Here is a 24,747-nt window from a genome sequence, read left to right as displayed (position 1 = left end):
ATTTCCTCTTTTCTTATTGTTTGAATGCATCAATTAGGGCTTGTGCCGGATTATCATCTTGGGGACCGCCGCCACCTTTAGGATCATAGTGTGGTTGCTTCCCTTCATCGAACAAGTAAGCATCCGACTTCTTTAAAGCGTCCAATTGTTCACCAAAGCCATCAAGCTTACCATCATCGGTTAACTTAACCTTATCCATGTCTAACAGACCACGAACAGCTTTAGGATTGCGCGCCTTAGCATCGGTCAACGCTGAGTCCAGCGCCCCATTTAACTTGGTTTGAGTAAGCTGAGCCGCCAACTTTTCAGTATCTTGATCGTACTTGGTTTGAAGGTCAGTAACTTGCTTGGTTAAGTCCTCGTTGTCACCAAGCTGCTTCTTCAATGCCTTCATGTCCTTATCACGGGTAGATAACTGGCCTTTAAGCGTTTCGTTTTCCTGCTTAATCGTTTCAACGTCGCCAACCGAGGCTTTCGCATTCTCGATATCGTGACCGTTAGTTTCCATAATCGAATTGATTTGCTCATCGGTCAGGCCCATTTTCTTTAATGCTTCACGCTTCATCAATAATCAATCCTTTCACGCTTTGTTAACGCGGTGCGACCGCAATTCAAGGCAAAATAAATAAGCCTTTTTACGTCGTGCTGGGGACAATTGAGCATAAAAATAGCACTCAACATTTTTGTTGGGCGCCTAAATACCGGGAACTATGCTTTTAATATCTTTTAACGTATTTTTTACTCTCTCCATCATTGAATTACTAAACAAGTACTCAATTCCAGCAGGCGTAATCTGAACGTTTTTATGAATAAAGCTATCACCAGAAAGTGTTTGAAGTCGTTGAATCCCGGTGATATACCCTTCATTGTTAAGATTATATAGAATATAATTCCAATAATCTCGGTTATACTGTCGGCCTAATTCATCCAATTCCTTATCATCAATCTGCTTGCCTTGTTTTAATAATCCATAAAGTCGCTTAAGTAACAAATACATCACTACAAAATAATCGTCTTTAGCCAAATCAAATCACTCCCATTCAATTTTGACATGCCAATGGTCTTCGGTGATCTTACGTGCTTTATCTAAGCACGCTTGAATGCTGGGTGCATACTTGGAATAATGATATTTAATCTCTGCTGTAAAAATATTGACATCTAGATTTTTCCGGAAGGCTTTCATTTCTGGCGAATTAAAATCAATGTCTGCGGCTTCTTGCTGTTCATTAAAGCGATAATACAAGAATTCACGAACATCAGGATCGACTTCATTTACTTTCATTGATAACACCCAGCTTTCCACGATTCAATACAACATACTTATCACCATTTGAATTATACCATCCATCAATACCAAGTTGCATGCCTATTATATCAAAAAGCATTTCACCAATTGTTGCATCTGGGTACGTATCAATATCAAACCGTTTCATTATTTGTTGTACTTCTGCCTGAAATACTAGTTGCTCCACAATGATTGCATCACTACTCATTACAGCTGTTACTAACTCGCTATTCCCACCACCATATTTATCTCTTGCGTATTCATAATCAGTACCAAAATAAATGCCACGACCATTCAATGAATTATTTGTTGTTGAATATTCTAATGCTCCATATAGGAACTGCTGCTTACGATCAGTATACCGGTAAATTTTTGCTTTATCCGGAATCTGCTTGGCATCCGCCTGACTGATACTGGTCGGCAAAGCATCATAGCCCAGTTTAGTGGCGCGGTCTAGCATGTTCTGACGATAGGCACCATGGTAGACATCTTGCATGATATCCGGTCGTGGTCGTTTCACTTCATCAATCAAACTTACAATTTGTTCTTTACTCATCTCACGTAATTGCCTAATTGGTGCATCAGTAGTAAGTTTTCGTATATCGTGAGTATTCCAAATTGTTTGAGTATCCTTGTCAACATACTGACGTTTCCATTCGTCAAATTTAACATTTTTAATCAGTCTGCCTTTACCAGTTTCAGGATCACGCATCCAACGCTCTCCAACGTCTGGTAAGTCAGCAATGAATGGAACAGTCGTACACCGGCAACGGGCATGAATGAGCGGATAATTGACACCAACTTGGCGCTCAGACATCTTAAAACGCTTGCCGTCTAAATGACCACAGATTGTGCAAGTGTGACTCTCTAACGTCGCCATGTACTCATACTCGTCAATGTCACTCTCTTCGTAACTCTTGGCCGTGGCTTCTTCCGCAATGTGGCCCATCTCAGACGTGACCAAATTATGCACTCGATTACGTTGCACGTCTTGGAACTGGGCATGCATCATCTGGCCAACCTTTTGTGGTCCCCAGCCCATGACTGTCGCTCTGAACAATGAATCCATTAAATAGCTTGGCAACTCCTGCTGATAGTTTTGCCAGATTCGCTTCGAAAAGTCTTTGCCATCTTTCGTCCAAGGACTAGATACAATCATTTCTAATTGAGTCTCGTTAAACTGTGCAAAGTCCGCAGTGAATGCACCTTGTTGCGCCTGTATATTATACGTCGTTCGCATATACGTATCGTCGTACTGCTTGCTTAGCGCCGTTCGCATGGTCGCAGCATGTTTACGAGCAAGTCCTTTGGTTAGCCGTCGAATTTGTTCCTCTAAGGCACTTAGTCTTGCAATACGGCTACGATAATACTCATTATTGAGTTCCGTTTCATAGCCGCCTTGTTTGGCCTTGGCCTCGAACTGCTCAAGCGTCATTTGCCAGTGCTTGGTTTTGATACCTTGTAACGACTTCATGGCTTGCTCTGAGTTGACACCTTGATTTTTAGCGTATCTGTCAACCCACATCGACGCTTCCTTTGCGATGTCGTGATAAGTCTTAACCAGTTCGGCTTGCATCACCCGTTCAAGTCTGGCCGAGTTATCTAGCTGGCGTGCTTTAACTTTTAGTTGCCGGCGTTCCCAATAACTAAGCTTCCCCATCTTTACCACCATCGTTCAGATCATCCTGTGCCTGCTGATTGCCATAGCCATCATTAACGACAATATCATCCTGACGTGCTTTGACCTCATCTTGCCAGCCATCGCTAGGCACTAATGGATTGCCTTTAGCAATCGTCTCAGCACTAGAATATTGAGCGACCTGCGCGAGTGTTTGAGCCTGCTCCAAGTCATTTTGAATCGACGTCCGAGTCCACGTTTGCGTGATTGAACGGCCATCCGCATCGCTAACCTTAAGCCAGCGCATAATTGCGCGGACCAATTCGGTAATCGAGTCTCTAAAGTAAGATTCAGTGACCGACGCTTTGAGTTCAAGATGCCCGTACAATGCTTTAATTGCCGTTCCTGAGGCATTACCAATCGCTTTAAAGTCAACCGGGTTAATGCCCTGACCATCAACAAATATCTTGCTGTCAGTACGCTGCAGAACGTTATCACGAGCTTCAACAGGAATATCGATGGTTAACTTATCGACGCCTGACTTATCGCCAGGGCCAATGCTATCCATCTTCACAGCTTTGTTTTCTTTCAATGTCTTCATGAATATATCTAAGTCAGTTCCACCGTAGTTGGTGAGCACTAAGATAACTTGCTGAACATCATCGAGGTCATTTACAAAGCCATTGAAGACATCGTCATAGACATCAACTAGCCCCTTGTATTTGAATAGATCTGGTCGCTCATACTTGTTCTTAGGAAAGCCAATAAATGGTATCCGACCAAATCCATGCTTGATTGAGCTGCTAGCCCCCAAGTCTTGACCACTTGAAACATCCGTAATGCTAAACCGATCGTCCATCGTAGTTAGATCACTATAATCAGGCAATCGGGATTTAAACACGGTAACATCATCGCTAGTCCAGTATTCGTGGATTGAATAATACTTAGCTGTGTCTGGATCAAGTTGCTTATATGACCGCCGCAACGCTAATAGCTTACGGTCTAAGTCGTTACTATAAATTGGTGTCACTTGGTCAGGCGGAACAACCCCATAACGAAATTGATTATCATCATCAATCCAGTAATGCAGCCAAGCAATCCCCGCATTACTGCTATCAACAACAAGCTGATTGAGTCGCAAATTAAAGTTATCACCCAACGCCTCCTTGATCTCATCGTTCAACGCTTCATCTTCAACGTCAATTGCCGGAGGCACCGTAGCTAGATAACCAGCCTCTTGATCAACCAGCAATTGGTGAAAGTTGGAACTCACACGATTATCAGCGTGACGTAGAATCTCGTCTTTGCCATCATCATTGGTTTTAGATTCGCCATTGTTGCGCAACGTGATATCATTCTCGTTTGAATAATATCGCAATGACCTACGAAACTTTTCAGCAAACTTAACTCTTCGCGGATCGGTCCTCTTTAGTAGTTCAATCATTGGTTTTACTTCCAAGGTTTAAATCCTCCTTTCCTAATTAGTGATTCCTCTGCATATCTCGTAGCATCGTTCGTATGATCGTTGCCGTCTGGATATTCGGCTTTCAAATTACCGTTCTTGTCACGTTCCAACTCGTAGCCGGTGAACTCACGGGCGGCGTTGGGGCACCGTACTGGATCAATAATAATTTCACGTAAATCCTGCAGCCACTTATAACCTTGATCACGGCTGCCAGGACCTTTACGCGCTCCAATCACGTTCAATCCCATGTCGCGGTACTCAGCAATCACGCCCGGTGATGCCGAATCTGCAACGATTGCCTTGTTCTCTGGATTGAGTCGCTTAATCAGTTCAACCGCATTACGGTTTTTTAAGCCGACCTGATAGATTTCATTGAAGATATACAGCCGGTGTCTCGCGACATCAAAATAGGTCTCAACAAAGGCTAGCGGATCACTCGCAAAACCGAAGTCAAGACCTCTCTTAATGTTATCGAATAGTTGTAGTTCATCATCCGTGATTTGGCGCTTGATAATATTATCAAACACCTCGGCGCCTGTCCCCGTGACTTCGCCCATATACTCATGAGCGTACGCTTTAGGATTGTCTAGTTTAAGTTGCTCGGCATCAGCTAAGAACTCCTTGCCTAGCCATCCTCTTGGCACAGTCAGATAGTCACTTGCATGCACCAAGGTGTCGGGACGCAAGCTTTCTTTGTCAGTAGTCAGGTTAACCCAACTGTTCTGACTAGCTGGCGGATTGTACGAGTAAAACGTGATAATATCCGAGCCACCACGGTTTAGTGATTGGTTCATCGAACGAATTTCCGGCCAACCGGCGAACTCGTCAACCTCTTCATAGTGCTTAAATTTAGTGAATCCATGGCGAAACTTCTGCGACTTAATCTTCCGTGGTTTGTCGGCACCTTTGAAACGGATCTGCTGACCTGTCGGCTTGTACGTGAGCGTCATTGGACTAACTGAATCCTTCCAGTAGTCTTGAACACCCAGCGCGTCAATCGCCCATAAGTACTGATCATAGACCGAATCACGCAGAGTCGCCGCAACCTTCCGCAACACGACTGCATTAGCTTGCGGGTCCTTCATGATGCCCAAGATAATCTCGATCGAGACAAAACTAGACTTCGTACTACCACGACCGCCTTTTAACCAATAGTTACTGTGTCGCTGCTGCTTGATGTCAACGTGAAGCTGGCGGAACGATGGCGCAACCTTACTCTTTAGTTTCACCACTGTCGTCATCGCCATCATCTCCTTCGATATCATCTTTAATTTGAACACCCTGCGAATCACGTACCGTTGTGTAGATATCAGCATACTTGGCAAGGCTATCCAGTGCTTTGTACTTGTCATACATCTCGACCACAGCCTCACCCTTGTCGATTCGAATCGACTTGATATTGCTGGTATCAATTTCATTGCTGTCATGCAACTTAACTATATTCTCGTAATAGAATGCTTGCTCACCGGTTTCAGGATCAATCTTAGGCTCCCACCTAAAGTGACCGTTACTATCCTCATACGGTCCAACTTTATCGCGCACCTTATACCAAGACAGCCGCTTGACCGTCTTGAAATCAACGACATCTCTGGCGTCGGCTCTGGATATCTGGCGTAGTTCATTGATGATATCTTGAATATCGAAATACAAATCGGTTGACTGTTGTTTTTTTAGCTCAGCCAGTTGTAATTTAATCCGAGCATTTCCGAGCATCCGTGGCCCGTTGGTTAGTGCCACCTCATAGCTAGACTTGTATGCTTGCTGGTACGCCCACGTCGCATTAAAACGTTGTAAATAAAAGAGGCAGAACAGTTTTTGCTTTTCAGTCAGCTCGTTGTTTGCCTCTAATTCTTCTACTATTTTAGGTGCAACCTTGGGTGCATCCTTTTTTACTTTTGGTTGCACTTTTTGGGTTGCAGTTGCATCCTTTTCCCAGTGGTCACGAGCACGCCACGACTTAAGCGTTCCAACTGGCACACCATACTTAGCTGAAATATCTTTGTACTTCATCCCGGCAATGTAGTCTTTGCCAGCCTGTTCTCGTTTATCCATTACATACCACCACACCTCATTTTCCTTTTTATATAGAACAAAAAAAGAACCCTCACAATTAAGTGAAGCTTCTAATTCAAAAAATGTAAAACGACTTGTACCACGCTTGGAATCACAATAGCACCAATTGCTATTGCCCAAGTCTTCCACTGCCTGTGGTCAGCTCTTATTTCATCTCTAATTTTGTTAACCGTTTCTTCTTGACTTGGCAAACCATCAATTTTTTTATTCAATTCTTTTATAGTTGTTTCAATACGTTCCATATTCTCTTTTTGATTTTTTTCTTGGGTATCAATGATTTCTTTAGTCATAGCAATTTGTTGCTCAAGGTGTTGATTTTGCTTATCAATAAGCTTATTGAGGGATTCATAGTCTCTTCCGTTTAAAAAACCATTATTTTCAGACATAATAGACCCTCCATCCAATTGGTAATTTAAAGTATCATGAGTTCCACGATTCTCAATTTTGACACTTGAACTTTTAATATTGGGATTAACAGTTTGTATATTAATTGGACTACTATTTATAGATGATGCTACCACAAAAGCTCCAAAAACAGCAGTCAAAAGCCTTCTTTTATCGTTAAAAGGCACGTTTTCTTCATTGAAATCTGGATCTGCGTCAAGAAATATATTATTAGTAGGCTCCATGAGTTTAATCGACTCTATTTACAGTTGCTTCATTTTTATCTGAAAAGGTTCTAAACTTTTGGCTTTGAACAGGATCACCATCTATGCTAAATATTGCAGTGTATCTTCCTGATTTTTGAAAGACTACATTTCTGAAATCAAAGTTGATGTTGAAGCCACCCATATGGGGCGCAGCAAACGATTTAACGTCACCCTCAACCTTACTAATCTCGTTGTTACTTTCATCTTCAATCGCCAATTTAATATGATGATCGGTGTCAAAACTCAAACCATCAGTTAGAACAGATATCGAAAAAGAAAGTGCAGTGGGTACAATGGGCATTCCAAGTGTCAAAGTAGGATTTACTAATCTCACTGTATCACCTAATCCGTTAGGGTTATTTACACGGTCAATGTTTTCAGAAACAACAATCTGAGCAGATAATTTCGATGTAGTCATACCTTAAGTCTCCCTATTAATTAGATTTTTAACTAAATTAATTATACAAAAACTCCCGCCATTAAGCGAGAGTTTTTGTATAATATTCAATCTAGAAGTCTTCGAGGTCACGCATTGTGCCTTCTCCAATAACAATACCTTCTTCAGCATTTTGTTCTTCAATTGTTTCTTCAGTAATTAACTCGTCGTCCATTATTTCACCACCTATTCATTACTATACTTAGTGGAATGATAGGCGTTAACGATTGATAATTCCAGCAATTACTCTCAAAAACATTTCATGAAATATCGCCGGCGGGTTTCGAACCCGCATCACATTGTGGCTTACCAATTAGCCCACGGCGACACCGTACGTCTGTATTAATGTTTGGAGGATAAAGAAATGAATGGTTCTTAAACACCCACTACTTTACCGTATCAATATACAATGAATGTACTGCCACTGTAACGACACGAAAGTGACAATTACCCCACCATTTCCTCTATACTGACAATTCCAAATAAAAAAATCGAGAATTCTTTTACTGCTTCTTTCTGATCACGCATGATTGTCCGTTCTGCAACGCCAAACCGGTTAGCTATTTGGATCAATGTCAACTTCTTCGGCTCAATATACAAGTATCGGATAATGTAGTAACGACGTCTGGTAGCATCATCACGCTTATCCGCATAGCTTCGGTAGGCTGCTAACATCAAATCGGTGTATTCCATCATTTTATTGGTTCGAGCCTTATAACCGGCAATACTACGCAATTTCAAGTCGTCCTGGTCGAACACATCTTTAAGATAACGATCGATGTCCGTATCGATATCCTTTGAGTGTTCTTTCAAAATATCGTAGTTTTTAAGTAACAGCTTAGTGTTTTTCACCCTCCACGTCTGCTCATTTGCGATTTCTCGTTTCCGCTCTCCTCGGACCAGGTCCGTCACTAACTTGGTAATTTCTCTAACTAGTTTCTGATCCACTTAGCAAGCCTCCTAGCTACCCATAATCCGTACAATCCCGTCTTTCTCATCAACCACTTTGCCGTCAAACTCATCAAGCCACAGTACCGAGTTAGTCCGGCTATCAAGCACTACAACTGGCGAATCCGGATCCTGCTGTTCTAGCAATGTAATCAAATCACTAACATTCACTGATAGCATTAGCTCTCCTCCACTTGATAGCCATCGAGCCACGCGCGAGCCGCTATCTCAGAGTTATCATTAATCCAATTGCTATAATCCTCATATTGTTCCCAATTGTCATACATAAAGCGCATGATATCCCAGCCCTTACGTTTGTACTTCTGAATCACCATGGCTACCTCTACCGGAACCACCGGCAACTCAGCATACGTCTGCTTGAACACATCATCACTAATCACCTTATATTTGCCACTAAATTTGGTTACTATCCAATCATTCAAGCGAAGAGAATTGCGTCTCGGTGGAATATAGCAGTCAAAACCACCATTATAGTAAACTGACCGTTCACGAACAACACCATATTGAACAATCATCTCCTCGCTGCCATCGAACTGCTCAGCCTGAATCATAGCCGTCTTACGATAAATTTTAATCATGCTTCCACCTCGAAAAGTCTCATGCCACAATTCGAGCACCAACAATATTTACTCGTCTGCTTGTCAACGATGCCATCATACATATCGGAATTATCTGCCTTCGTCCCATCCCCATGGAAGTGGAACTCTGAGCTACCTGATAATCTCATCTTTGTGTGAAAATCAGTTTTGCCACAATGTGGACAACAACTATATGGATAAGTTTCCACATCACTTACTTTCGCTACCATTCCTAGTCCTCCCCGAACAGTTTAAACACCTGCTTACGTTCCTCGTTCGTTGGCTCTTTAACCTCAATGCTCAATCCAAGTCCTCCTGTTTCAATCCGTAATTTGAAAATAAGTAAACATTGGTAATTGCGTGCCGTTGCTTAAGTGTAAGCTGCCAACCATTATTCTTTATCCGTGCGGCAATATCGTAGGCCGGAAACGCCGGTACGATACCGTTCAGCAAGTTTCGATTACCTTTTAGAACATAATCAATAAAATTGACATTGTTCATCTCGTTAATTTGATTCATCACCGTACAAGCACAACGCTTATTTTCCAAATACTCCTCAGCAAATCCATCCCACTCACTTGGACTCATTTAAATCATCCTCATAAACGCTTGTTCACGCCTTTCATTAATAAATTGGTTCTGGCTCCTCATCAATTTCGACTTCACCGCTCATATCTAGTTCATCAACATCAATTGGTACATTATTTGCTTCCAAGTTGCGCAACCAGAACTCAAACTCATCGACCATTCGCAAACTGCAACTTCCATTATCACGGAACCAAATGTGTGGTTCGCCATAACGCATAATCCCAAAGTTGATATCTAAGTCGCTATCTTTTTCACACTTCAATTGAACTTTGTCACAACTAGAATCGCTGCCATCAATCTCCATTGTTGCCAGACCGCCTTCGTAGTATGGCTTTTCATCCGTATTAACTTCTAAATCACTCACATCAATATTGTCTTCGACAAATTTAAGATATTTATCAAAGATTTCCGATGTCTTGACGCTTTCAGGCGCTTCAAATGTTGCCCATTGTTTGAAACGCTTTAGGGTATTATTGTTCTCAGCCGAAGCATCCTTGATTACTTGCTTAACCAGCAGGTCGAGTGAAACAACGCTTTGTGAATAATCGGTATTCTTCATTTCAGTCAAAAGTCCAGCTCGCAAATTTTCATCGATAATTTTCTTGACTGGCGATCTGTATTCGGTAAACAGATTGCCGATAACATCGTCAGTGGCTTTCTTGATGGCCGTTTCGATCTTTTCGTCCAACTCGTCACTACTTAAATAACTAGACATCTTGGCTAAAACTTTTTCTTCAATACTCATTTTGCACCTCCAATTTGATATGGTGCATAATCGTGCACTATTCTCGACTGTTCACTGGCAGCCTTGCTGTGCTTGTCAGCGTTCTGGCGCATCCGCCGCCGCTTTTTCTTGATGGTTGACTTTTTCGTGTGCTTTCGTTGTTTACTCATCCAACTTGTCCTCCATAATTCGATAGTTTCCAACTTTAACTTCGGGCGCTCGCGCTTTGTACCAACTGGTCGAGTGTCCCATCTTCGTGGCAGCCTCGGTCATACTCATTTCGCCATTAAACTGTCGCTTCATGATATTGAGTTCATATTTGGTCAGCACTGCTCGGTGCTCAGTTACTGCCGTCAGCGCTTGAATGTCCGCCAAAACACACGGCGGGGCTTTAGCGACCGACTTATACTTGCGCTCAGCGTCTTGGATCTTACTTAGCAATAACTCGCGATCGATTCTTGTCATCGACAATCGCCTCCAACTCACTCTCATAGTGGTCATGAACATAGTCCGTACAATTGGGACACGGGCCAGTCGTGAAGCCATAACTACCTAGCGGATGGCTCACAACTTTAGTGCCATGACATAATTCGCATATCATACTTGGTCGCACTCCTTTCTATGTCAACCAATGGTCAAAACACTTGGAACCTTGTAAACCTTTAAATTATTAGGATTGGCTTCTGGAACGTTGCCCAGCACTGTAAACCTCTCAAGCTCAACTAGGGCATAATCACCATCCAAACTGACTACCAGATAATAGCCACCTTCATCCTGAACTACATCACCGAATTCGATATTAGTTTTTTGCTTATCGATAATCTTCATACGTTCCGTACTCCCTTCATCTCGTCAAATAGCAATTGATGCGCCTTAACTTTGCTCAATAGCCGATCAATAATCTTCTTGTCGTACATGGATTCCAGTTGTCCTCGTGTGTTATTGGTCGTTACGATGGTTGAGTGCTTCACTTCGTTATGCTCAAAGTCACAGCGGGCATTAGCCACTTGGTACATCATCGTCTGCAGGTCGCGGTGAACTGGCTTGTAGTAGTTGTTCTCGGTCGGCTTACCGCCCTCAGTGCCGAAATCATCAAGGATCAACACGTCCACCGACTTCATGGCCTTGCCAATCTCAATCAATCGGATACGCACGTCCGGCGCCTCGTACTTATCATTAACAAGCCGGAGTAGTTCGGCGGTTGAAACAAACATGACCGTTTGGCCTGACTGTGCCAACTGGTCAGCAATTGCCAATGCTAGTGAGGTCTTACCAACACCGTAAACACCGGACAACAGCACATTAAATTTAGCCGTCTTTAATTGCTTGGCTAATACAAACGCCTGATTACCTAACTTTTTAGCTACCTCACTATTAGTCTGCTTTTGTACATCCCAATCATTAAATTTGAACTGCAGTCGTACGTTTCCCGACCAAACAGACATCGCACGATAGTATCGCTGGTGATTCACCACAACGGCCTGCTGAGCACGTTTGAGCGTTGCTTCATCCAATTGTTCCTTAGTTGGCAGTTTGCTCACATCGATGCCTTTAGCTGCGGCAATTGCTTGAACCTTGGCTGGATCGAATAACTCTTTAATTCGTTTCACCAAACCAGTCCTCTCGTGTAGTTGGCTTACTTTTCTTGGGTTCGTTGTTCAAGTAGCCTTCAAACTTAGAAGCACGAAACAATGTCGCCGGTCGTAAATATTGATTCATGTTAGGATTGGTCAACCATGCGGCACATTGGTTATCAATTACCTGCTTCATGTCATCAACGGTATAACCACCGTCTTTATGCCGTGCTACGACTAATCTCTTATTAGAATCAGTATGCTTGAATCTTTTGCCAGTCTTCTCGTTAAGATAGTCAATTACTGTTTGCCAGTCGAAATGTTCGGCGGTAGCCGGACCATGTTCTTTACTATCTGATTCTGTTTCTGAATCTGATTCTGAGTCTGATTCTGTTGCGTTACCTTCCGTTACTGTAACGTTACATGTAGCGTTACTCTCAATCTGTTGTTGTCTTTGCTTATCACGAAAGCGTTGAACCCGTTCTGCCGTCTGTATTCTGACCTTTTCCATACCCTCGATATTTTGATGTTTGTCCCAGTTATTGATACTGATCACGCCGTTCTCACTGACGTCAATCATGTCGAAATTCTCTAATGTCGTCATAGCCAATCTGACTGTACTAATTGGCAGATTGAACAATGCTGCAAGCATTTCATCCGAGTACGACATATCACGCTGGATATAGATCAATCCCGAATCGTTAGTCTTCCCGGCCAACACTAGCAATCGAATCCAAATCACAATGATTGCATTGGCTTCCGGCATCACTTCAATCAGCCGAATCTTTTCATCATCGAACATGGCCGTTTTAAGCTTGATCCAGTGAATTCCTGCCAATCTGCTTCACCTCAATCCAGTACCGCATGAGTGCGGTATGGTACTGCCATAATTACTAAATTTTGAATTTTATCTTCAAGCCGTTTCTTATCGCTCCGGGCCGCCGCAATAGTTGAGTAAACCGCGGCGGTCGAGCCATTTACCATGAGTACATAAACCATAATTGCCTCCAGTCAACGGGCTTCTCACCCATTCTGGTGGATTCAGTCACTGCTGTAATTACCCTTCAAGCCAATTCGTTTTAATGTCTCTACGTCTAATTTGATCCCATCAACTGGTACGTGATACTTCGCACTGAATGCCGGCGCACCAATCTGCTCAAGCTCTGAATGGTGACGCCTGCACACGGACATTACATGCCGTTTAGTGTGGTCAACATGCGTCCGATTCATCCCGGCACCAATCACATCGACGTGATGGATATCAGCTCGATTACCGCAAATCATGCAAACACGATGCCGGCAGCATTCAAACAAGTAATACTCTTGGTCACGCGGCAATAGCTCATAACCCTTCTTAAACGGCACACGCCATTCAAACATGAAGTCGATAACTAGGTCGAGCAACTGATTAGCATCGCTTACGCTTGACGTGGTGACGTCTGATAGACTAATCTGCTTGCCATCGGTATAAATTTGATACTGCAAGTAAAAGAGTGACTTCAAGTAGTCTTGCGGTGTAACCGACCAGTCCATGATGTCATTTAGTAGTGCAAAGAATAGACGTCGTTGTTGCGGTCTAGCTTTGCGCGTATCGGCTATTTCCCAATCCATATAGAATTGGTCTCTCGTGCCGCTAACAGTCTCTACGTGATCTAAATTGGGCTTCTGGTCAAGCTCCGTGACCAGATAGATCTTGCCTTCACTCTCAACTAGCTGAGTTCTTGATCGTTGCATTTAATTCACCCGGTGTAGCGTTGATTCTTTTTGGAGCTTAGTCATTAAATCGTTCCAGTTAAAAGGGCAAATTGTCCGGAATATCATCGGACATGCCTCCCCGATAGTTGGCGTTGGAATAGCCAGCGCCGGTGTTGTTTGATTGCGGTGTCTGTGCGCCAAACGCATTAGTCTGGCCTGTAGGCTGGTTTCCAAATCCGCCGGCGTTCTGGTTAGGAGCGCTTTTACTGCCGAAGCCATTACTTGGTGTGGCTGATTGGCCTTGCGGGCGCACTTTACCGTTCGGCTTGCTCCCGTCTGACATAAATGCTTGATACCCACGAACAGCAAGGTACGTTTTGCCATTTTGACTAGTTTCCCAATCAGCACTCACAGCAAGTCTATGTCCAATCGATTGACTAACAAATTGCTCAACTGAATCAAACACGGTACCATCCGCTGCGCCTAATGCTACGGCAATAGTGCTGAATCGCTTGGCTGATTGGTCTGCCTTCTCTTTGGTTGACCCGTCCCAAACTTCATTGTCAAATCGAATCTGACCACCGGCGTACTTACCATCAATGACCTCGTAGTCAAAAACCGCCATCGGCTTGCCTGTTTGCTTGCTATTCGTGAATTGAGAGCTAGGTGCAACGACAACGTTGTAAGTACCTGCTTCCTCCACCGTTTGTCCGAAAACATTCTTTGAATCTGCTGTAAATAAAGCCATATTTATTTCTCTCCCTTAGATTTAATTAATTCGTCCGCCTCGATGAGTTTGCGTTCATCAATTCGATTTTTCGCGTGATTACCTTTCTCCGGATCCATATCAATCATTCGTTTACCATCTTTCAAATAAATCCGACCAACTAGATCGAACAATCCTGTGAAAGCATTAAACGTTTTCTCATTCATATCGGCTGCGAATCGACCGTCATTATTCATGCCGTCTGCGCCGTTATCAATTTGATGAGCCGTCGCATAAATCGTTTTGCCGCTCTCTTTTAGGATTGTTCCGAGGCCTCGAAACCACAATTGCAGTGCTTGATAGTTTTGCCGATTATCCTTGGAGTCATTGATATTTGCTAGTACCAAGTTCTGTAAAGCAGTCACGTTGTCTAACACAATAACTTGATATTTTGGATTGCCAATTGCTCGCATAATCATTTGCTCAACGAGTCCCTGCACGTTCGGTGCATCTTGATGTTCAAAGATGACAACGTCCACGTCTTTGTTACCAATCAGCACATTGCTCGACAGGTCAAAGCTAAACAATAGCTTGTGCCCTACAAATTGGCTAACTAATGACGTTTTCCCAGTCCCGCCGTCACCATAGATAAAGTACATGTTTGGAATTACAGGAATCTTTCCGTCCTCATAAAACTTCATATTGTCACCTACAAATCAAATTTAACGGATTCACCGGCCGGCTTTTCAGCCACGCCATCCACGATTTGGCCGTCATCTAAAACAAATTTGCCATTGATGATTGAACCAGCTTTCTTCAAATCTTTCTTGTTAACCTCTTCTTTAGTTCGAATGAACTCTGTAATGCCTTGATCACGTAAAGATTTCAACACGGTCGCATCTTCATACTTCAATCCGGCAGGAGTTTTACGAGTAGTGACCTTACCGTGTGGCGTATCGATTTTGAACTTTTTATTGTGCTGGCGTTCTCGGTAAAGATAATCTTTGAGTAAGTTCTCAAAGTATTCTCGACTGGCTTGATTTTCAGTCAGCTTTCGATCCCGCCAAGCAATCGTCTGGTCCATGTCTGCTTTGGCAGCATTCTGAACCTCCGTATCGTGTTCCTCGATGGCCTGCAGCTTTCGCATTGCCCAATCAGCAGACTGTAATGAGTCAATCTGAAAGCCCTCATGCTCACGTTCGTTCACCGTGGTTAGTTCTTCCTTCAACAATGAATTCAACATTATTCGAACCCCCGTAGCTTATTAAGTTGTACTTCCGCTTTATCCAAAAACACGTATGAATCAATCAAATTCTGATTTAAATATTTGTGTAGTAATGGATCTGTATCCGATAAGTCCTTATATGGAACATCTTGGAATGCAATTAAAATCTTAATTGCTTTAACTCTTGTAACAAGCTCATCGATTTCCATTACTTTGCCTGCTTTCGTGTTTTAGAATTAACTTCCTTCAAATCAATCACTGCATGCTGTTGGTCAACCATCGTTAATTTGAACTTATATACAAAGACATCCAAATTGATTGCATCCGTCTGTTGTCCCAATATTTTTGCCGGGTATCCAAAGCCAGTTTGTAGAGTATACTTTCCCAAAACTGATAGCTTGCTTGCTCCATCATCGCCTTCGCCATTACGTTTAAATGTAAGTAGCAATTTGCCATCATAGTATCCAAACGTGACAAAGCGAAACCCACTTAACAGCTCTTTACATGGACGATTAAAAAAGGCTTTTCTGCTACCCAGTGTTAGTAGTGGAATAGCATCGGCTGTTTGTTTCTTAGGGGCACTAATAGATGTATATTTTGTAAAATCGTATCTTGGCTTATTCAAACTACTGAACTTATCAAAATCCGACTGGGTTGTCATCATCGTAGCCACCCCCAAACTCGTTGCCAAAGTGTTGGTTTGGGCGTATGATAAATGCGAAATAAGATTTGATGAGTTTCAAATTTGGTGTTCATGATTGGTTGCACCCAATCATGAACATTTTTTATTCTATTCATTAGTAACCTCTTCCTTAATATCGTTTAGATCAAAGGCATATAAGTAGTTCATACCATCAATTTTTTCTTGACTGGCTTGAAATGCTTCATCAATATTTTTCGTGACGTTATAGAAGCACCGACCCATGAAGTATCTCTCGCCCCCATAATTATTCCAGATTGGGAATACATATTTTTGCGCCTCACGTCGTTCGTTAATAGGCGTCATCGCATACTCCGATACTGCCATGTAAGCTTTGTGGCTAAAAGGCATTGACTCCTCGATAAAACTAAAGAATTCAAATTGAGTCGTTTCAGAAATAGTAAATGCTGGTGACCCTTTATACTTGATACTAGTTGTCTCATTGTCACAAGGCTCAATACGATAATCCTTGCTTAAACTGGTTAGCAGTTCAGCCAAATTGCTTCGCTTCATAGTTCCATTCCCTCCTTAAATTCCAAACATGTTAACGACTTCCTTGACCATTTGCCGCCAGCCAACTTGGATCGACCGGACTAGCAAGATTAGTGCGATGATTCCGAAAAAGATCTCCATTTTTTTACCTCACCATTCTATCAATTGGCGCTGCCCGCGTTATGATTTATTCCATAATTGATAGAAATGCTTTCTTTAGCTCCTGTGGCTCATATAGTGTCTTACTGCAATCTGGCAAATGCCTTTCAACTAATCGAATCTGTGGAATCTTTTGCATCTTGCTAAATGTCGCCAATGAGATGCTTAACATCTCGGCAGCACGCTTACGATCAACGAAAATATACTGATAGGATACTTTCTCAACCAATGGCTCCAGCATCGTTCGCGCTTGTTCTTTTGCAATGCCATCAAACCGGTCAGCCAGTGCTCGACCAAGCTCAGTAGACATTTCAACAACCATGCTTACACCTCCATGCTAGTCTGCCCGTCCGCCTCACCATCGAGCTGCTCAACAAGTGGCAGAATGCCTTGGCGTCTTAAAAAGTCGTACAAGAACTTGACACCTTTCTGCGTCCACTTCATCGTATTGCGTACGCGCCTTAAATCTTCGCTATTCACGTACTCGTATGGCTCAACGTGTGTGTACCCTTTGTCTTGGTACTTTGCGTAAAGTAACCACGTCTTGCCTTGTTTGAATTGAATACCTAGGCCGTTCAACAACTTGTTGAATGCGGTAGCCGAGTAACCGTAGTTCTTGGCAATCATCGAAGTAGTTTCGAGCCCTGGATTGGACAACATTTTGTCGGTGTATTCAGCTTTCGGCTTCATAATGGTAATCTGCTCCGCTTGGTCTGCCGCGAGTCGCAGCGCTTCTGGCAAAGTTGCCGGAATATCAAACTGGCTAACTCGCTTTTCCATGCGGTTAAACGCTTCGATATACTGAAGCTTGAATTCCAATGCTTTCGAACCGGTGAATCCCATTGCTAATAATGTGAAGCCATCGCGATTCATGTAAAATGCTCGCCTCATCCGACCGTATGAATCGGGAATCTTTGTTTCAACAAACATGTATCCAAAATTGGACACATCTTTTTTTAATTCATCGAGGCTTCTTAATACATGGGGATGATTCTTGCCGAACACTTCTGCAACCTGCAAACTAGTTGTAACTGCTTGCTGATCATGCATGGTGACTAAATCGCTCATAACGTACTTCCTTTCTATTTGATTCCTAACAAGTCGCGGGCCTTTTCACGAATCAGCTTTGCCTTTGGCGTATTATCTAACCCGCGAATAGCTCGATTGAATTGTTGCGGATTAATATCCAATAACTCAGCAACATACTTTTGCGTCCACCCCTTATCTTGATATGCATCACGAAATGTCTTAAATAATTTTCGCGATACTGAATCTAACATAGCTTCTTCGGTCATTAGACTTCCTCCTTAAATAAAAGTTTAAAATAATTCATCAAGTTGTTGCTTTATTTTAAACTATAGTTTAAAATAAAGGCATATTAAATAAGCAAGTTTAAACCTATCTTCGCCTCCTGTTTCTCGCCAAAGTAACACAACGAAGTTGTTGGTTTTTAGTTGCTTGATTACTTGATGAGTTAATATTACAACTATAGTTTAATTTTATCAAGCCTTTTATAACTAAAGTTTATTTATTAACTGGTCATATTGGAGGAACATTGATATGACAATGTTTGAACGAATCAAAAAAATTTCTAAAGAACAAGGATATAGTCTCTCGCAGTTAAACGATAAGGCTGGATTAAAAACTAATATTATCTACTCATGGAAGAACAAAGTACCTTCGATAGAGAAACTGAATGCAGTTGCTAATGTACTTGGAGTCTCAACTGATTATTTGTTAGGCAAAACGAGTGAAAAGGCCGTATCAAACAAGCCCAAAAAAGTTGATATTGAAGATGATGACGTTATTATGACTTTCGAGGGTCGACCGATACCTCCAGAAGACCTCGAACTTATGAAGCGTCTCCTGCGAGGTGGCAGACATGAATGAATATTTAGGCAGAGCCCTAGAATATGCTGTTGATCATGGAATCAGCTATGATTTATGTGAAGATTTTTCACCATATACCCCTTCCGGATCTAACCCTGAAACAAACAAGATAGTTATAAATATGAATTGGTATTTATCAAGACAGTTGCCCTATGTCACTTGCCATGAAATTAGTCACATTGAGCATCAGGATTCGGGCATTCTTTATTTTCATACAATAAGCAAGACCCCAATTGAAGCAGAGGCTAACAAAGGTGCGATTAACATTCTCGTGCCAATGTATTTTGAAAGCGTTAACGTTGAGGATGCTAACGCTTATACTTTTATGCAAGAATTTGATGTACCTCCTTTTATGGAAGATTACACCATAGACGCAATCCATAAATTCTATAAAAAGGAGGTTCCTTATAATGAAGATCATTGAAACTATTAAGAAAATGCTATGGGGTCATCCACACAAAAACACATTATCTCAAAATCTCTCAGATACCAAAAGCGAGTCAGAAAAATCCGTCAATCCTTTGGTATCATTAGGTGATACCGATATAGACAAGAAATTGCTTGTTCCACTCGAATCTGATATCTTACCTGGTGACATCATCCTTATGATGTGGTCAAATAATAAATCAATAAACGCGTTGCCACCACTCTATTTCAAATATGAATTCGGAATAGATCCTACTACACACCGTAAAAAACTAATTAGTACGGGGTATCTAGAAAAAGGTTCTCCATCAGAGTCACTAAAATCTCTACTAGTACCACAACTTAAAGAAATATTACGAGAAAATAAGCTACCAGTTTCAGGAAGAAAACAAGAACTTATAACTAGGATTGAATCTCAACTTAAACCAGAACAATATGCAGATAAAATTTTAGACACCTATTTAGTTGCTTCACCCCATGGTCAAGCCTTACTAAATAAATATAGAAATCTTACTTGGGCACACAAACATAACTCTAAAGATGGCATAATCAACGTTCCTAACGCGATAGGTACAACAATAACAGAATTACAACAAAAATTAAAAAGCTCTAGGTCCTCCTCAAATATATCTAAAGAAATGTTCATAGAACTTAAAGAATGTGAGAGTGATGCATATCAAATCAGTGCCACTTTGGACAAAAAAACTTGCCCTAAATGCGGCGAAATGGACCAAAAGATATTTCAAACTTCTCGTGTCAAATTTGGAATGAATTTTCCACCTTTTCATGACGGCTGTCGGTGCACGGTAGATCCGTACATTGCCGGATTGCCCGACCTGAAGGAAAGATGGATGCGCAATCCTAAAACTGGTAAAGGTGAGATAGTGTCCAACATCGATTACACTGGATGGCGAAAAAACATGGTACAAAAATATGGGAAGGAAATATTTGATAGATAATCTGACCAAAGCTCAAGTCGTTAAAAGGTGAATATCAAAAGGAGGATATGAGCAGATTAGGTACACTGTGGGGATACTTGGGGAACTAATTATTTTGGAGGTGCATCATGAACACATGTACTAACTGTGGAAACGAGATTGCTCTCTTCGATGCAAAACTTAAAATTAAAGGAGGGATAATCTGTGCAGCTTGTGAGAATAAACTTCTCCAATCACTTGGGTATCATATTCCACCCACTATCTCTGAGAAATTCAAGCTTAATTCTATGCCACTTAGTACCGTTAAAGATAAAGTGGATAACTTTGTATTGCCCACATTTGATCCAGATATAGCACGTCAGGATGAAGAAGATATTCCTGAGCCAGTTAAGTTTTCTTCTGAGAGAGCCATTAAAGTTGATGGAATCGAAGCCGATTTCGTATCACAAAAGCTTATGCTTCGCCCTTCAATACTCAGCAAAAAACGGTTAATGAATTTTTATGACATCACCAGCTATAGGCCTTATGTTCAAGGCAAAGAAGTGACTAAACATCACGGAGTAGCTCGTGCACTTACTGGCGGCGTTCTTTTTGGCGGTGCTGGTGCAATCGTAGGTGCCGTTACTGGTGGCAAAAGATATAGTGAGGTCTCTAGTGTTGGGGTCAACGTTTACTTAGCAGACGGACAATCTGTTGAATTTTCGTTTATTGATTCAAAAACCAAAGCTGATTCATGGGTAGCTCAAGGTGCTCAGAAACGAGTTGAAGAATTATCTGTTTTATTAGACAGAATTATTGATGCCAGCCGCAATCAACAGTCAGTTTCAGATAACATTGGGGGTTCATCTGACACCAGTGTCGCAGACGAAATCAAACAATATAAGGAATTATTAGACTCTGAAATAATTACACAAGATGAGTTTGATAAAAAAAAGGCACAATTATTAGATTTATAAAATAAAAAGCACATCCCGCCCCCGCCAGAGTTAGGAATGTGCCAACTACACAAGGGATAACCGCACCCCTTTATAAGTATAATATATAACTTAATTGTTTATTTGTAATAATCTAATCATCATTTGAATGCAAGTCATCATTGCCAGATAGCTTGGCTGCTAAATCAAACACAGTCCCCATCAGTACTATGAAACTGGTTCCTGCAAAAACGGAACCAATAATCTGATGACCATTTAAAATTAAATAAAATGAGAACACTAGAAAAAGTGTCATTATCACCAAGCCGCCCCATAAGCATATATACGCTAGACGGCCACGTCTTTTTTGACGTTTAGTCTCCAAATTTCTTCGATGCTCCGACTCCTGTAACCCATTCTCTATAATTCTCTTTGCGGCTTCAGGATAAAGGTTTTGATAACCCTTCAGAATATCTGGATGTGGAATTGGACCAGAATACATTTCCATAGTTGCAATTAAATCTTCTCGTTCTTGTGGTGGAAGATTTTGCAATCTGTCAATGATTTCAGCACTATTTGTTTGTGCCACTGATTTTGGCTCTTCTGGTAAGCTCTCTGTCATACTGAATTAACCCTCGCTCCATATCTTGTCCGATTTTTCGCCAATCACTTGCGATAGAACGACGATCAGAGCTTTCAGAACCTCTAATATTTTTGGGATTCACGGAAAAAGCTTTAACAACTTTCGGTACAGCAGTAACTGCCACATTAATCCTTGAAATGACTCTTACAAAGTTAAACATCGTCTACACCTCCTACAATTAACTGACTTCGTAAGAGTATTATAACATGTGAAATAAAAATTGAGCCAAGCAATTTACTTAAATTAATACTGAAAGAAGGTGATGCCCGCAAGCCCTTTCTTAAATTGACGCTGCCCGCGCTCAATTAAGGAGCTAATACAATGAAATTAAAAAGATCAAATAAATATAAGAATGTCTATTCATACGTGGCTAAAAAAGGTACCTTATATGCCGTTCGCTTCACCTACTATGATTTGAACGGTAAGCGTCGAGAAAAACAAGAACGTGGATTTAAGACTGAGCTGCTAGCTTATAAGGCCGAGCTTGCATTAGAAATCAAGTATGCAAATAATGACGTACAGCAAATTGTTGACTCCAGCATGAAAGTTTCAGAGTGGGTCGCACAATTCATTGAACAAAATAAACTCCGTTGGCGCCCAAGCACCAAAAAGAACTATCTGAATTCGTTTAATAAATATGTGATCCCTTTACTGGGAAATGAACAGTTAGAAAAATTAACTCGGATAAAGTATCAACGACTATATATTGATCCATTAATGCTAAAACTATCACCCATCACTGTTGAAAATCATAATCGTATCATGATGTCGTTGATGAATTGTGCCGTTGAAAATGATATCTTAGCCAAAAACAAGCTTAAAGGAATCAAGTTTCCAAAAACCGAGCCACGTAAAGCCCTAAGCAGAGAAGATTTGGCTAAATTCAATAAGCATCTGCCTAAACTTGATCCAGAGTACACAACCCTCTTCATGTTATTAGAGTTGACTGGAATGCGTCTAGGCGAAGCATTCGGTCTAACTTGGACTGACATCAATCTTCATAATGAGACTGTTCGTATCAACAAATCCCGTGGATCCTTTGGTGTTGGACCAACCAAGACTACGGCTGGTACACGGACCATCGCGATGACAGCTACACTGACTAAGCAACTCAAACATTATAGGCTACACCAAAAAGAATTATGCTTAAAATTCGCACAGTCTTTCGATCCTGATCACTACGTTTTCACGTCTTCTAAACATAACTCGCTTGCAACCAGTGCAGCCGTCGACTATAATTTTCATATTGCGCTTGAAGAAGCCGGTGTTGAAAAATACAAGTACGTGGTCCATTGTCTACGTCACACTCACGCAACGTACTTGCTCAACTCTGGTATCAACCCCGTTGATGTTGCTAAACGTCTGGGACATTCAAACGCAAATATCACTTTAGGCATTTACGCTCACGCTTTAGACGGAAGCGATAGCGAAATTGCGCTAAAGATTGATAAGATTGTCGGATTTTAACTGTGGGATGTTTTGTGGGACATTATTAAAATTCGATATCAAACCGCATGATATATATGGTATAAAGGCCCTTTTTGTTATACAATATGTAGTGCAATTTTCTATAAAGAGGGGCTATCATGGTGATAATAACAGCAGGAATGATTGGGGTCGGCAAAACTACTTTAACAGGTTTAATTGCCGACCACCTTGGAACAAAAGCATTTTACGAACCCGTTGGTGACAATCCAGTCTTGCCACTTTACTATTCGGATCCCAAAAACTACGGTTTCCTACTACAAATTTACTTTTTAAATAAACGTTTTGGAATGATCAAGAAGGCCTTGGCCGATGACAACAATGTCCTCGACCGTTCGATTTACGAAGACGCCCTCTTTACCAAAGAAAACAACGCTGAAGGTAATATTTCAGACACTGAATTAAATGTTTATCTACAATTGTTGGATAACATGATGACAGAATTAACTGAATTGCCTAAAAAGGCGCCAGATTTGATGGTTTATTCTGAAACAGATTTTGATACAATTCTTTATCGTATCAAAAAACGTGGTCGTGATTACGAACAATTCGATAATAATCCCGAATTGGAATCTTACTACTACAAAATGTGGACGGCTTATCGTAAATGGTTCAAGGAATATGATGCTAGTCCAAAGATGAAGATTGACTTACAACACTATGACTTGGAAAAGCCAGAAAACCAACAAGCTGTCTTAGCTCAAATTGATGCTGAACTCGGCAAGATTCGCAAACCAGCGAACGCTTAACTCAAAAAAAGTCCCACTGTCACGGAAATTCCGTAAACAGTGGGACTTTTTTTAGGCTAGCTTAGCTCACAGCCCGCACATCACGTGCTAATTCAAAATTGTTCGTAATCACAGCACTCACTTGTTTATCAAACAATTGACGCATTTCATCGGGATCATCGACTGTCCAGACCCGTTCAGAGACGTGTGGCATCGTTTGATAGTGTTCCAAGTGTAAGCCTTCCAAATGTTCACTCGCGCAGAAACCTTCCGGGTCACCAATGTGCGCCGAAGAAAGAAACGCATACTTTTGACTCGGATCGATCTTGTAGCCACGTTCTAGGCTATGCAAATTAAACGATGAAAAGACCACTGGATAAACAAGATCTGCTTGCTGAATTAACCGCAAGACAATTCGTTCAATCCCCTGATAGTAATGCTTATCTGTCTTAAATTCCAAGTTTAAGTGCACTGGTTCACCACTTACTAAGTCCAATAATTCCGACAGTGCCGGAACTGGTTCACCATTGGCCAACGAAAATTGACGTAATTCCGCATAGGTATATTCAGAAATTTTCCCTTGCCCATCCGTGGTACGATCAAGTTTCTCATCGTGCATGATCACCGGGACATTGTCCTTCGTCAAATGCACATCAAACTCCAAACCATCAATCTTTTGACTCACCGCATAGGCAAACCCAGCTAATGAATTTTCTGGAAACTTCACTGGTACCCCTCGATGACCGTAAATTAACGATTTACTTGTCATTATCTTTCAACTCTTTT

41 protein-coding genes and 1 tRNA gene are annotated in these 24,747 nt (G+C 41.5%); 6 read left to right on the top strand and 36 right to left on the bottom strand.

What is annotated here, in order from left to right; genetic code table 11:
• Positions 1-13 precede the first annotated feature (13 nt).
• The 33 genes from RA086_RS05575 to RA086_RS05415 all read right to left on the bottom strand — a co-directional run bounded on the left by RA086_RS05575 (position 14) and on the right by RA086_RS05415 (position 18,232).
• Positions 14-565: a phage scaffolding protein gene (locus RA086_RS05575; protein ID WP_308702871.1), complete on the bottom strand. Its 552-nt coding sequence runs from the start codon at positions 563-565 to the stop codon at positions 14-16.
• 129 nt (positions 566-694) lie between these two features.
• A complete protein-coding gene (locus RA086_RS05570; RefSeq protein WP_308702870.1) occupies positions 695-1,024 on the bottom strand; it encodes a YjcQ family protein in 330 nt (109 codons plus the stop codon).
• A 6-nt stretch (positions 1,025-1,030) separates the two neighbouring features.
• Positions 1,031-1,282 (bottom strand): hypothetical protein, encoded by a 252-nt coding sequence (locus tag RA086_RS05565; protein WP_308702869.1) that lies wholly within the window; start codon positions 1,280-1,282, stop codon positions 1,031-1,033.
• On the bottom strand, positions 1,269-2,957 hold the full coding sequence (locus tag RA086_RS05560) for a minor capsid protein (protein ID WP_308702868.1): 1,689 nt from the start codon (positions 2,955-2,957) through the stop codon (positions 1,269-1,271). Before RA086_RS05560 ends, RA086_RS05565 begins: the two co-directional genes overlap by 14 nt.
• Positions 2,932-4,362 carry a phage portal protein gene (locus RA086_RS05555; RefSeq protein ID WP_308702867.1) on the bottom strand — a complete coding sequence of 477 codons (1,431 nt, stop codon included), beginning with the start codon at positions 4,360-4,362 and terminating at the stop codon, positions 2,932-2,934. Before RA086_RS05555 ends, RA086_RS05560 begins: the two co-directional genes overlap by 26 nt.
• A complete protein-coding gene (locus RA086_RS05550; RefSeq protein WP_308702866.1) occupies positions 4,353-5,609 on the bottom strand; it encodes a PBSX family phage terminase large subunit in 1,257 nt (418 codons plus the stop codon). The genes RA086_RS05555 and RA086_RS05550 overlap by 10 nt, the downstream gene beginning before the upstream one ends.
• Positions 5,581-6,420: a terminase small subunit gene (locus tag RA086_RS05545; protein WP_308702865.1), complete on the bottom strand. Its 840-nt coding sequence runs from the start codon at positions 6,418-6,420 to the stop codon at positions 5,581-5,583. The genes RA086_RS05550 and RA086_RS05545 overlap by 29 nt, the downstream gene beginning before the upstream one ends.
• A 71-nt stretch (positions 6,421-6,491) precedes the next feature.
• Positions 6,492-7,070, bottom strand: a complete 579-nt coding sequence (locus tag RA086_RS05540; protein ID WP_137624965.1) for a hypothetical protein — start codon at positions 7,068-7,070, stop codon at positions 6,492-6,494.
• 4 nt (positions 7,071-7,074) lie between these two features.
• Positions 7,075-7,509: a DUF6941 family protein gene (locus RA086_RS05535; protein ID WP_137624964.1), complete on the bottom strand. Its 435-nt coding sequence runs from the start codon at positions 7,507-7,509 to the stop codon at positions 7,075-7,077.
• A 286-nt stretch (positions 7,510-7,795) separates the two neighbouring features.
• Positions 7,796-7,855 (bottom strand) — tRNA-OTHER (locus RA086_RS05530).
• A 119-nt stretch (positions 7,856-7,974) separates the two neighbouring features.
• Positions 7,975-8,475: a hypothetical protein gene (locus RA086_RS05525; RefSeq protein WP_308702864.1), complete on the bottom strand. Its 501-nt coding sequence runs from the start codon at positions 8,473-8,475 to the stop codon at positions 7,975-7,977.
• A 12-nt stretch (positions 8,476-8,487) separates the two neighbouring features.
• On the bottom strand, positions 8,488-8,655 hold the full coding sequence (locus tag RA086_RS05520; protein ID WP_308702863.1) for a hypothetical protein: 168 nt from the start codon (positions 8,653-8,655) through the stop codon (positions 8,488-8,490).
• On the bottom strand, positions 8,655-9,074 hold the full coding sequence (locus RA086_RS05515) for a DUF1642 domain-containing protein (protein ID WP_308702862.1): 420 nt from the start codon (positions 9,072-9,074) through the stop codon (positions 8,655-8,657). Before RA086_RS05515 ends, RA086_RS05520 begins: the two co-directional genes overlap by 1 nt.
• 300 nt (positions 9,075-9,374) lie before the next feature.
• Positions 9,375-9,662, bottom strand: coding sequence for a hypothetical protein (locus RA086_RS05510; RefSeq protein ID WP_308702861.1), 288 nt, complete (start codon positions 9,660-9,662; stop codon positions 9,375-9,377).
• A 37-nt stretch (positions 9,663-9,699) separates the two neighbouring features.
• Complete coding sequence (locus RA086_RS05505) at positions 9,700-10,407, bottom strand: hypothetical protein (protein WP_308702860.1); 708 nt, start codon at positions 10,405-10,407, stop codon at positions 9,700-9,702.
• Complete coding sequence (locus RA086_RS05500; RefSeq protein ID WP_308702859.1) at positions 10,404-10,556, bottom strand: hypothetical protein; 153 nt, start codon at positions 10,554-10,556, stop codon at positions 10,404-10,406. Before RA086_RS05500 ends, RA086_RS05505 begins: the two co-directional genes overlap by 4 nt.
• On the bottom strand, positions 10,549-10,851 hold the full coding sequence (locus RA086_RS05495; protein WP_308702858.1) for a hypothetical protein: 303 nt from the start codon (positions 10,849-10,851) through the stop codon (positions 10,549-10,551). Before RA086_RS05495 ends, RA086_RS05500 begins: the two co-directional genes overlap by 8 nt.
• The gene (locus tag RA086_RS05490; RefSeq protein ID WP_308702857.1) at positions 10,817-10,987 is read right to left on the bottom strand and encodes a hypothetical protein; all 171 of its coding nucleotides are present in this window, start codon (positions 10,985-10,987) and stop codon (positions 10,817-10,819) included. The genes RA086_RS05495 and RA086_RS05490 overlap by 35 nt, the downstream gene beginning before the upstream one ends.
• Positions 10,988-11,010: 23 nt before the next feature.
• Positions 11,011-11,214, bottom strand: coding sequence for a hypothetical protein (locus RA086_RS05485; protein WP_308702856.1), 204 nt, complete (start codon positions 11,212-11,214; stop codon positions 11,011-11,013).
• The gene (locus RA086_RS05480; RefSeq protein ID WP_308702855.1) at positions 11,211-11,996 is read right to left on the bottom strand and encodes an ATP-binding protein; all 786 of its coding nucleotides are present in this window, start codon (positions 11,994-11,996) and stop codon (positions 11,211-11,213) included. The genes RA086_RS05485 and RA086_RS05480 overlap by 4 nt, the downstream gene beginning before the upstream one ends.
• The gene (locus RA086_RS05475) at positions 11,983-12,798 is read right to left on the bottom strand and encodes a phage replisome organizer N-terminal domain-containing protein (protein ID WP_308702854.1); all 816 of its coding nucleotides are present in this window, start codon (positions 12,796-12,798) and stop codon (positions 11,983-11,985) included. The genes RA086_RS05480 and RA086_RS05475 overlap by 14 nt, the downstream gene beginning before the upstream one ends.
• Positions 12,799-12,809: 11 nt before the next feature.
• On the bottom strand, positions 12,810-12,959 hold the full coding sequence (locus RA086_RS05470) for a hypothetical protein (RefSeq protein WP_308702853.1): 150 nt from the start codon (positions 12,957-12,959) through the stop codon (positions 12,810-12,812).
• A gap of 42 nt (positions 12,960-13,001) precedes the next feature.
• On the bottom strand, positions 13,002-13,694 hold the full coding sequence (locus RA086_RS05465; protein ID WP_308702852.1) for a putative HNHc nuclease: 693 nt from the start codon (positions 13,692-13,694) through the stop codon (positions 13,002-13,004).
• Between the two features lie 58 nt (positions 13,695-13,752).
• Positions 13,753-14,403, bottom strand: a complete 651-nt coding sequence (locus tag RA086_RS05460) for a DUF669 domain-containing protein (RefSeq protein WP_308702851.1) — start codon at positions 14,401-14,403, stop codon at positions 13,753-13,755.
• A 2-nt stretch (positions 14,404-14,405) separates the two neighbouring features.
• Positions 14,406-15,062, bottom strand: a complete 657-nt coding sequence (locus tag RA086_RS05455) for an AAA family ATPase (protein ID WP_308702850.1) — start codon at positions 15,060-15,062, stop codon at positions 14,406-14,408.
• Between the two features lie 8 nt (positions 15,063-15,070).
• The gene (locus tag RA086_RS05450; protein ID WP_308702849.1) at positions 15,071-15,604 is read right to left on the bottom strand and encodes a host-nuclease inhibitor Gam family protein; all 534 of its coding nucleotides are present in this window, start codon (positions 15,602-15,604) and stop codon (positions 15,071-15,073) included.
• The gene (locus RA086_RS05445) at positions 15,604-15,795 is read right to left on the bottom strand and encodes a hypothetical protein (protein WP_308702848.1); all 192 of its coding nucleotides are present in this window, start codon (positions 15,793-15,795) and stop codon (positions 15,604-15,606) included. Before RA086_RS05445 ends, RA086_RS05450 begins: the two co-directional genes overlap by 1 nt.
• Positions 15,795-16,250 (bottom strand): hypothetical protein, encoded by a 456-nt coding sequence (locus RA086_RS05440; RefSeq protein ID WP_308702847.1) that lies wholly within the window; start codon positions 16,248-16,250, stop codon positions 15,795-15,797. The genes RA086_RS05445 and RA086_RS05440 overlap by 1 nt, the downstream gene beginning before the upstream one ends.
• Positions 16,247-16,384 carry a hypothetical protein gene (locus tag RA086_RS05435; protein ID WP_308702846.1) on the bottom strand — a complete coding sequence of 46 codons (138 nt, stop codon included), beginning with the start codon at positions 16,382-16,384 and terminating at the stop codon, positions 16,247-16,249. The genes RA086_RS05440 and RA086_RS05435 overlap by 4 nt, the downstream gene beginning before the upstream one ends.
• A complete protein-coding gene (locus RA086_RS05430) occupies positions 16,377-16,799 on the bottom strand; it encodes a hypothetical protein (protein ID WP_308702845.1) in 423 nt (140 codons plus the stop codon). The genes RA086_RS05435 and RA086_RS05430 overlap by 8 nt, the downstream gene beginning before the upstream one ends.
• 166 nt (positions 16,800-16,965) lie before the next feature.
• Complete coding sequence (locus RA086_RS05425; RefSeq protein ID WP_308702844.1) at positions 16,966-17,259, bottom strand: hypothetical protein; 294 nt, start codon at positions 17,257-17,259, stop codon at positions 16,966-16,968.
• 2 nt (positions 17,260-17,261) lie between these two features.
• Positions 17,262-18,005 (bottom strand): Rha family transcriptional regulator, encoded by a 744-nt coding sequence (locus tag RA086_RS05420; protein ID WP_308702843.1) that lies wholly within the window; start codon positions 18,003-18,005, stop codon positions 17,262-17,264.
• Positions 18,006-18,019: 14 nt separating this feature from the next.
• Complete coding sequence (locus RA086_RS05415) at positions 18,020-18,232, bottom strand: transcriptional regulator (RefSeq protein ID WP_308702842.1); 213 nt, start codon at positions 18,230-18,232, stop codon at positions 18,020-18,022.
• Positions 18,233-18,497: 265 nt separating this feature from the next.
• On the opposite strand from RA086_RS05415, the gene RA086_RS05410 reads away from it, so the two are divergent.
• The 4 genes from RA086_RS05410 (at position 18,498) to RA086_RS05395 (ending at position 21,147) form a co-directional block, all read left to right on the top strand.
• Entirely contained in the window at positions 18,498-18,827 is a 330-nt protein-coding gene (locus tag RA086_RS05410; protein ID WP_308702841.1) for a helix-turn-helix domain-containing protein, read from the top strand.
• On the top strand, positions 18,820-19,251 hold the full coding sequence (locus tag RA086_RS05405) for an ImmA/IrrE family metallo-endopeptidase (protein ID WP_308702840.1): 432 nt from the start codon (positions 18,820-18,822) through the stop codon (positions 19,249-19,251). The genes RA086_RS05410 and RA086_RS05405 overlap by 8 nt, the downstream gene beginning before the upstream one ends.
• Positions 19,238-20,212, top strand: a complete 975-nt coding sequence (locus RA086_RS05400; protein ID WP_308702839.1) for a minor capsid protein — start codon at positions 19,238-19,240, stop codon at positions 20,210-20,212. The genes RA086_RS05405 and RA086_RS05400 overlap by 14 nt, the downstream gene beginning before the upstream one ends.
• Positions 20,213-20,319: 107 nt before the next feature.
• Entirely contained in the window at positions 20,320-21,147 is an 828-nt protein-coding gene (locus tag RA086_RS05395; protein ID WP_308702838.1) for an SHOCT domain-containing protein, read from the top strand.
• A 112-nt stretch (positions 21,148-21,259) separates the two neighbouring features.
• On the opposite strand, the gene RA086_RS05390 is transcribed toward RA086_RS05395, so the two are convergent.
• Positions 21,260-21,694, bottom strand: coding sequence for a DUF2335 domain-containing protein (locus RA086_RS05390; RefSeq protein ID WP_308702837.1), 435 nt, complete (start codon positions 21,692-21,694; stop codon positions 21,260-21,262).
• Positions 21,678-21,908: a hypothetical protein gene (locus RA086_RS05385; protein WP_308702836.1), complete on the bottom strand. Its 231-nt coding sequence runs from the start codon at positions 21,906-21,908 to the stop codon at positions 21,678-21,680. Before RA086_RS05385 ends, RA086_RS05390 begins: the two co-directional genes overlap by 17 nt.
• Positions 21,909-22,069: 161 nt before the next feature.
• Here RA086_RS05385 and RA086_RS05380 point away from each other — a divergent pair, with 161 nt between their 5' ends.
• Together RA086_RS05380 and RA086_RS05375 are read left to right on the top strand one after the other, a co-directional pair.
• A complete protein-coding gene (locus tag RA086_RS05380) occupies positions 22,070-23,215 on the top strand; it encodes a tyrosine-type recombinase/integrase (protein WP_308702835.1) in 1,146 nt (381 codons plus the stop codon).
• 119 nt (positions 23,216-23,334) lie between these two features.
• Positions 23,335-23,982: a deoxynucleoside kinase gene (locus RA086_RS05375; protein WP_308702834.1), complete on the top strand. Its 648-nt coding sequence runs from the start codon at positions 23,335-23,337 to the stop codon at positions 23,980-23,982.
• 61 nt (positions 23,983-24,043) lie between these two features.
• On the opposite strand, the gene RA086_RS05370 is transcribed toward RA086_RS05375, so the two are convergent.
• Positions 24,044-24,730: a glycerophosphodiester phosphodiesterase gene (locus RA086_RS05370; protein WP_308702833.1), complete on the bottom strand. Its 687-nt coding sequence runs from the start codon at positions 24,728-24,730 to the stop codon at positions 24,044-24,046.
• Positions 24,731-24,747: the final 17 nt, after the last annotated feature.

The organism is Lactiplantibacillus brownii (genome assembly GCF_031085375.1).
Lineage (GTDB): Bacteria > Bacillota > Bacilli > Lactobacillales > Lactobacillaceae > Lactiplantibacillus > Lactiplantibacillus brownii.
Note: the sequence above shows the minus strand (reverse complement) of the source record. Positions and strands in the feature narration are given on the sequence as shown.

Bases quoted from the DNA above. Each gene is read 5' to 3' on its own strand.
- RA086_RS05370 (WP_308702833.1), bottom strand. From the start codon at position 24,730: ATGACAAGTAAATCGTTAATTTACGGTCATCGAGGGGTACCAGTGAAG.
- RA086_RS05535 (WP_137624964.1), bottom strand. From the start codon at position 7,509: ATGACTACATCGAAATTATCTGCTCAGATTGTTGTTTCTGAAAACATT.
- RA086_RS05515 (WP_308702862.1), bottom strand. From the start codon at position 9,074: ATGATTAAAATTTATCGTAAGACGGCTATGATTCAGGCTGAGCAGTTC.
- RA086_RS05545 (WP_308702865.1), bottom strand. From the start codon at position 6,420: ATGGATAAACGAGAACAGGCTGGCAAAGACTACATTGCCGGGATGAAG.
- RA086_RS05380 (WP_308702835.1), top strand. From the start codon at position 22,070: ATGAAATTAAAAAGATCAAATAAATATAAGAATGTCTATTCATACGTG.
- RA086_RS05415 (WP_308702842.1), bottom strand. From the start codon at position 18,232: ATGACCGAAGAAGCTATGTTAGATTCAGTATCGCGAAAATTATTTAAG.
- RA086_RS05400 (WP_308702839.1), top strand. From the start codon at position 19,238: ATGAAGATCATTGAAACTATTAAGAAAATGCTATGGGGTCATCCACAC.
- RA086_RS05560 (WP_308702868.1), bottom strand. From the start codon at position 2,957: ATGGTGGTAAAGATGGGGAAGCTTAGTTATTGGGAACGCCGGCAACTA.
- RA086_RS05405 (WP_308702840.1), top strand. From the start codon at position 18,820: ATGAATGAATATTTAGGCAGAGCCCTAGAATATGCTGTTGATCATGGA.
- RA086_RS05540 (WP_137624965.1), bottom strand. From the start codon at position 7,070: ATGGAGCCTACTAATAATATATTTCTTGACGCAGATCCAGATTTCAAT.
- RA086_RS05575 (WP_308702871.1), bottom strand. From the start codon at position 565: ATGAAGCGTGAAGCATTAAAGAAAATGGGCCTGACCGATGAGCAAATC.
- RA086_RS05470 (WP_308702853.1), bottom strand. From the start codon at position 12,959: ATGGTTTATGTACTCATGGTAAATGGCTCGACCGCCGCGGTTTACTCA.
- RA086_RS05520 (WP_308702863.1), bottom strand. From the start codon at position 8,655: ATGCTATCAGTGAATGTTAGTGATTTGATTACATTGCTAGAACAGCAG.
- RA086_RS05460 (WP_308702851.1), bottom strand. From the start codon at position 14,403: ATGGCTTTATTTACAGCAGATTCAAAGAATGTTTTCGGACAAACGGTG.
- RA086_RS05375 (WP_308702834.1), top strand. From the start codon at position 23,335: ATGGTGATAATAACAGCAGGAATGATTGGGGTCGGCAAAACTACTTTA.
- RA086_RS05500 (WP_308702859.1), bottom strand. From the start codon at position 10,556: ATGAGTAAACAACGAAAGCACACGAAAAAGTCAACCATCAAGAAAAAG.
- RA086_RS05385 (WP_308702836.1), bottom strand. From the start codon at position 21,908: ATGTTTAACTTTGTAAGAGTCATTTCAAGGATTAATGTGGCAGTTACT.
- RA086_RS05490 (WP_308702857.1), bottom strand. From the start codon at position 10,987: ATGATATGCGAATTATGTCATGGCACTAAAGTTGTGAGCCATCCGCTA.
- RA086_RS05425 (WP_308702844.1), bottom strand. From the start codon at position 17,259: ATGGTTGTTGAAATGTCTACTGAGCTTGGTCGAGCACTGGCTGACCGG.
- RA086_RS05485 (WP_308702856.1), bottom strand. From the start codon at position 11,214: ATGAAGATTATCGATAAGCAAAAAACTAATATCGAATTCGGTGATGTA.
- RA086_RS05455 (WP_308702850.1), bottom strand. From the start codon at position 15,062: ATGAAGTTTTATGAGGACGGAAAGATTCCTGTAATTCCAAACATGTAC.
- RA086_RS05435 (WP_308702846.1), bottom strand. From the start codon at position 16,384: ATGAATAGAATAAAAAATGTTCATGATTGGGTGCAACCAATCATGAAC.
- RA086_RS05440 (WP_308702847.1), bottom strand. From the start codon at position 16,250: ATGATGACAACCCAGTCGGATTTTGATAAGTTCAGTAGTTTGAATAAG.
- RA086_RS05550 (WP_308702866.1), bottom strand. From the start codon at position 5,609: ATGACGACAGTGGTGAAACTAAAGAGTAAGGTTGCGCCATCGTTCCGC.
- RA086_RS05450 (WP_308702849.1), bottom strand. From the start codon at position 15,604: ATGTTGAATTCATTGTTGAAGGAAGAACTAACCACGGTGAACGAACGT.
- RA086_RS05465 (WP_308702852.1), bottom strand. From the start codon at position 13,694: ATGCAACGATCAAGAACTCAGCTAGTTGAGAGTGAAGGCAAGATCTAT.
- RA086_RS05395 (WP_308702838.1), top strand. From the start codon at position 20,320: ATGAACACATGTACTAACTGTGGAAACGAGATTGCTCTCTTCGATGCA.
- RA086_RS05565 (WP_308702869.1), bottom strand. From the start codon at position 1,282: ATGAAAGTAAATGAAGTCGATCCTGATGTTCGTGAATTCTTGTATTAT.
- RA086_RS05410 (WP_308702841.1), top strand. From the start codon at position 18,498: ATGACAATGTTTGAACGAATCAAAAAAATTTCTAAAGAACAAGGATAT.
- RA086_RS05510 (WP_308702861.1), bottom strand. From the start codon at position 9,662: ATGAGTCCAAGTGAGTGGGATGGATTTGCTGAGGAGTATTTGGAAAAT.
- RA086_RS05445 (WP_308702848.1), bottom strand. From the start codon at position 15,795: ATGGAAATCGATGAGCTTGTTACAAGAGTTAAAGCAATTAAGATTTTA.
- RA086_RS05505 (WP_308702860.1), bottom strand. From the start codon at position 10,407: ATGAGTATTGAAGAAAAAGTTTTAGCCAAGATGTCTAGTTATTTAAGT.
- RA086_RS05420 (WP_308702843.1), bottom strand. From the start codon at position 18,005: ATGAGCGATTTAGTCACCATGCATGATCAGCAAGCAGTTACAACTAGT.
- RA086_RS05430 (WP_308702845.1), bottom strand. From the start codon at position 16,799: ATGAAGCGAAGCAATTTGGCTGAACTGCTAACCAGTTTAAGCAAGGAT.
- RA086_RS05495 (WP_308702858.1), bottom strand. From the start codon at position 10,851: ATGACAAGAATCGATCGCGAGTTATTGCTAAGTAAGATCCAAGACGCT.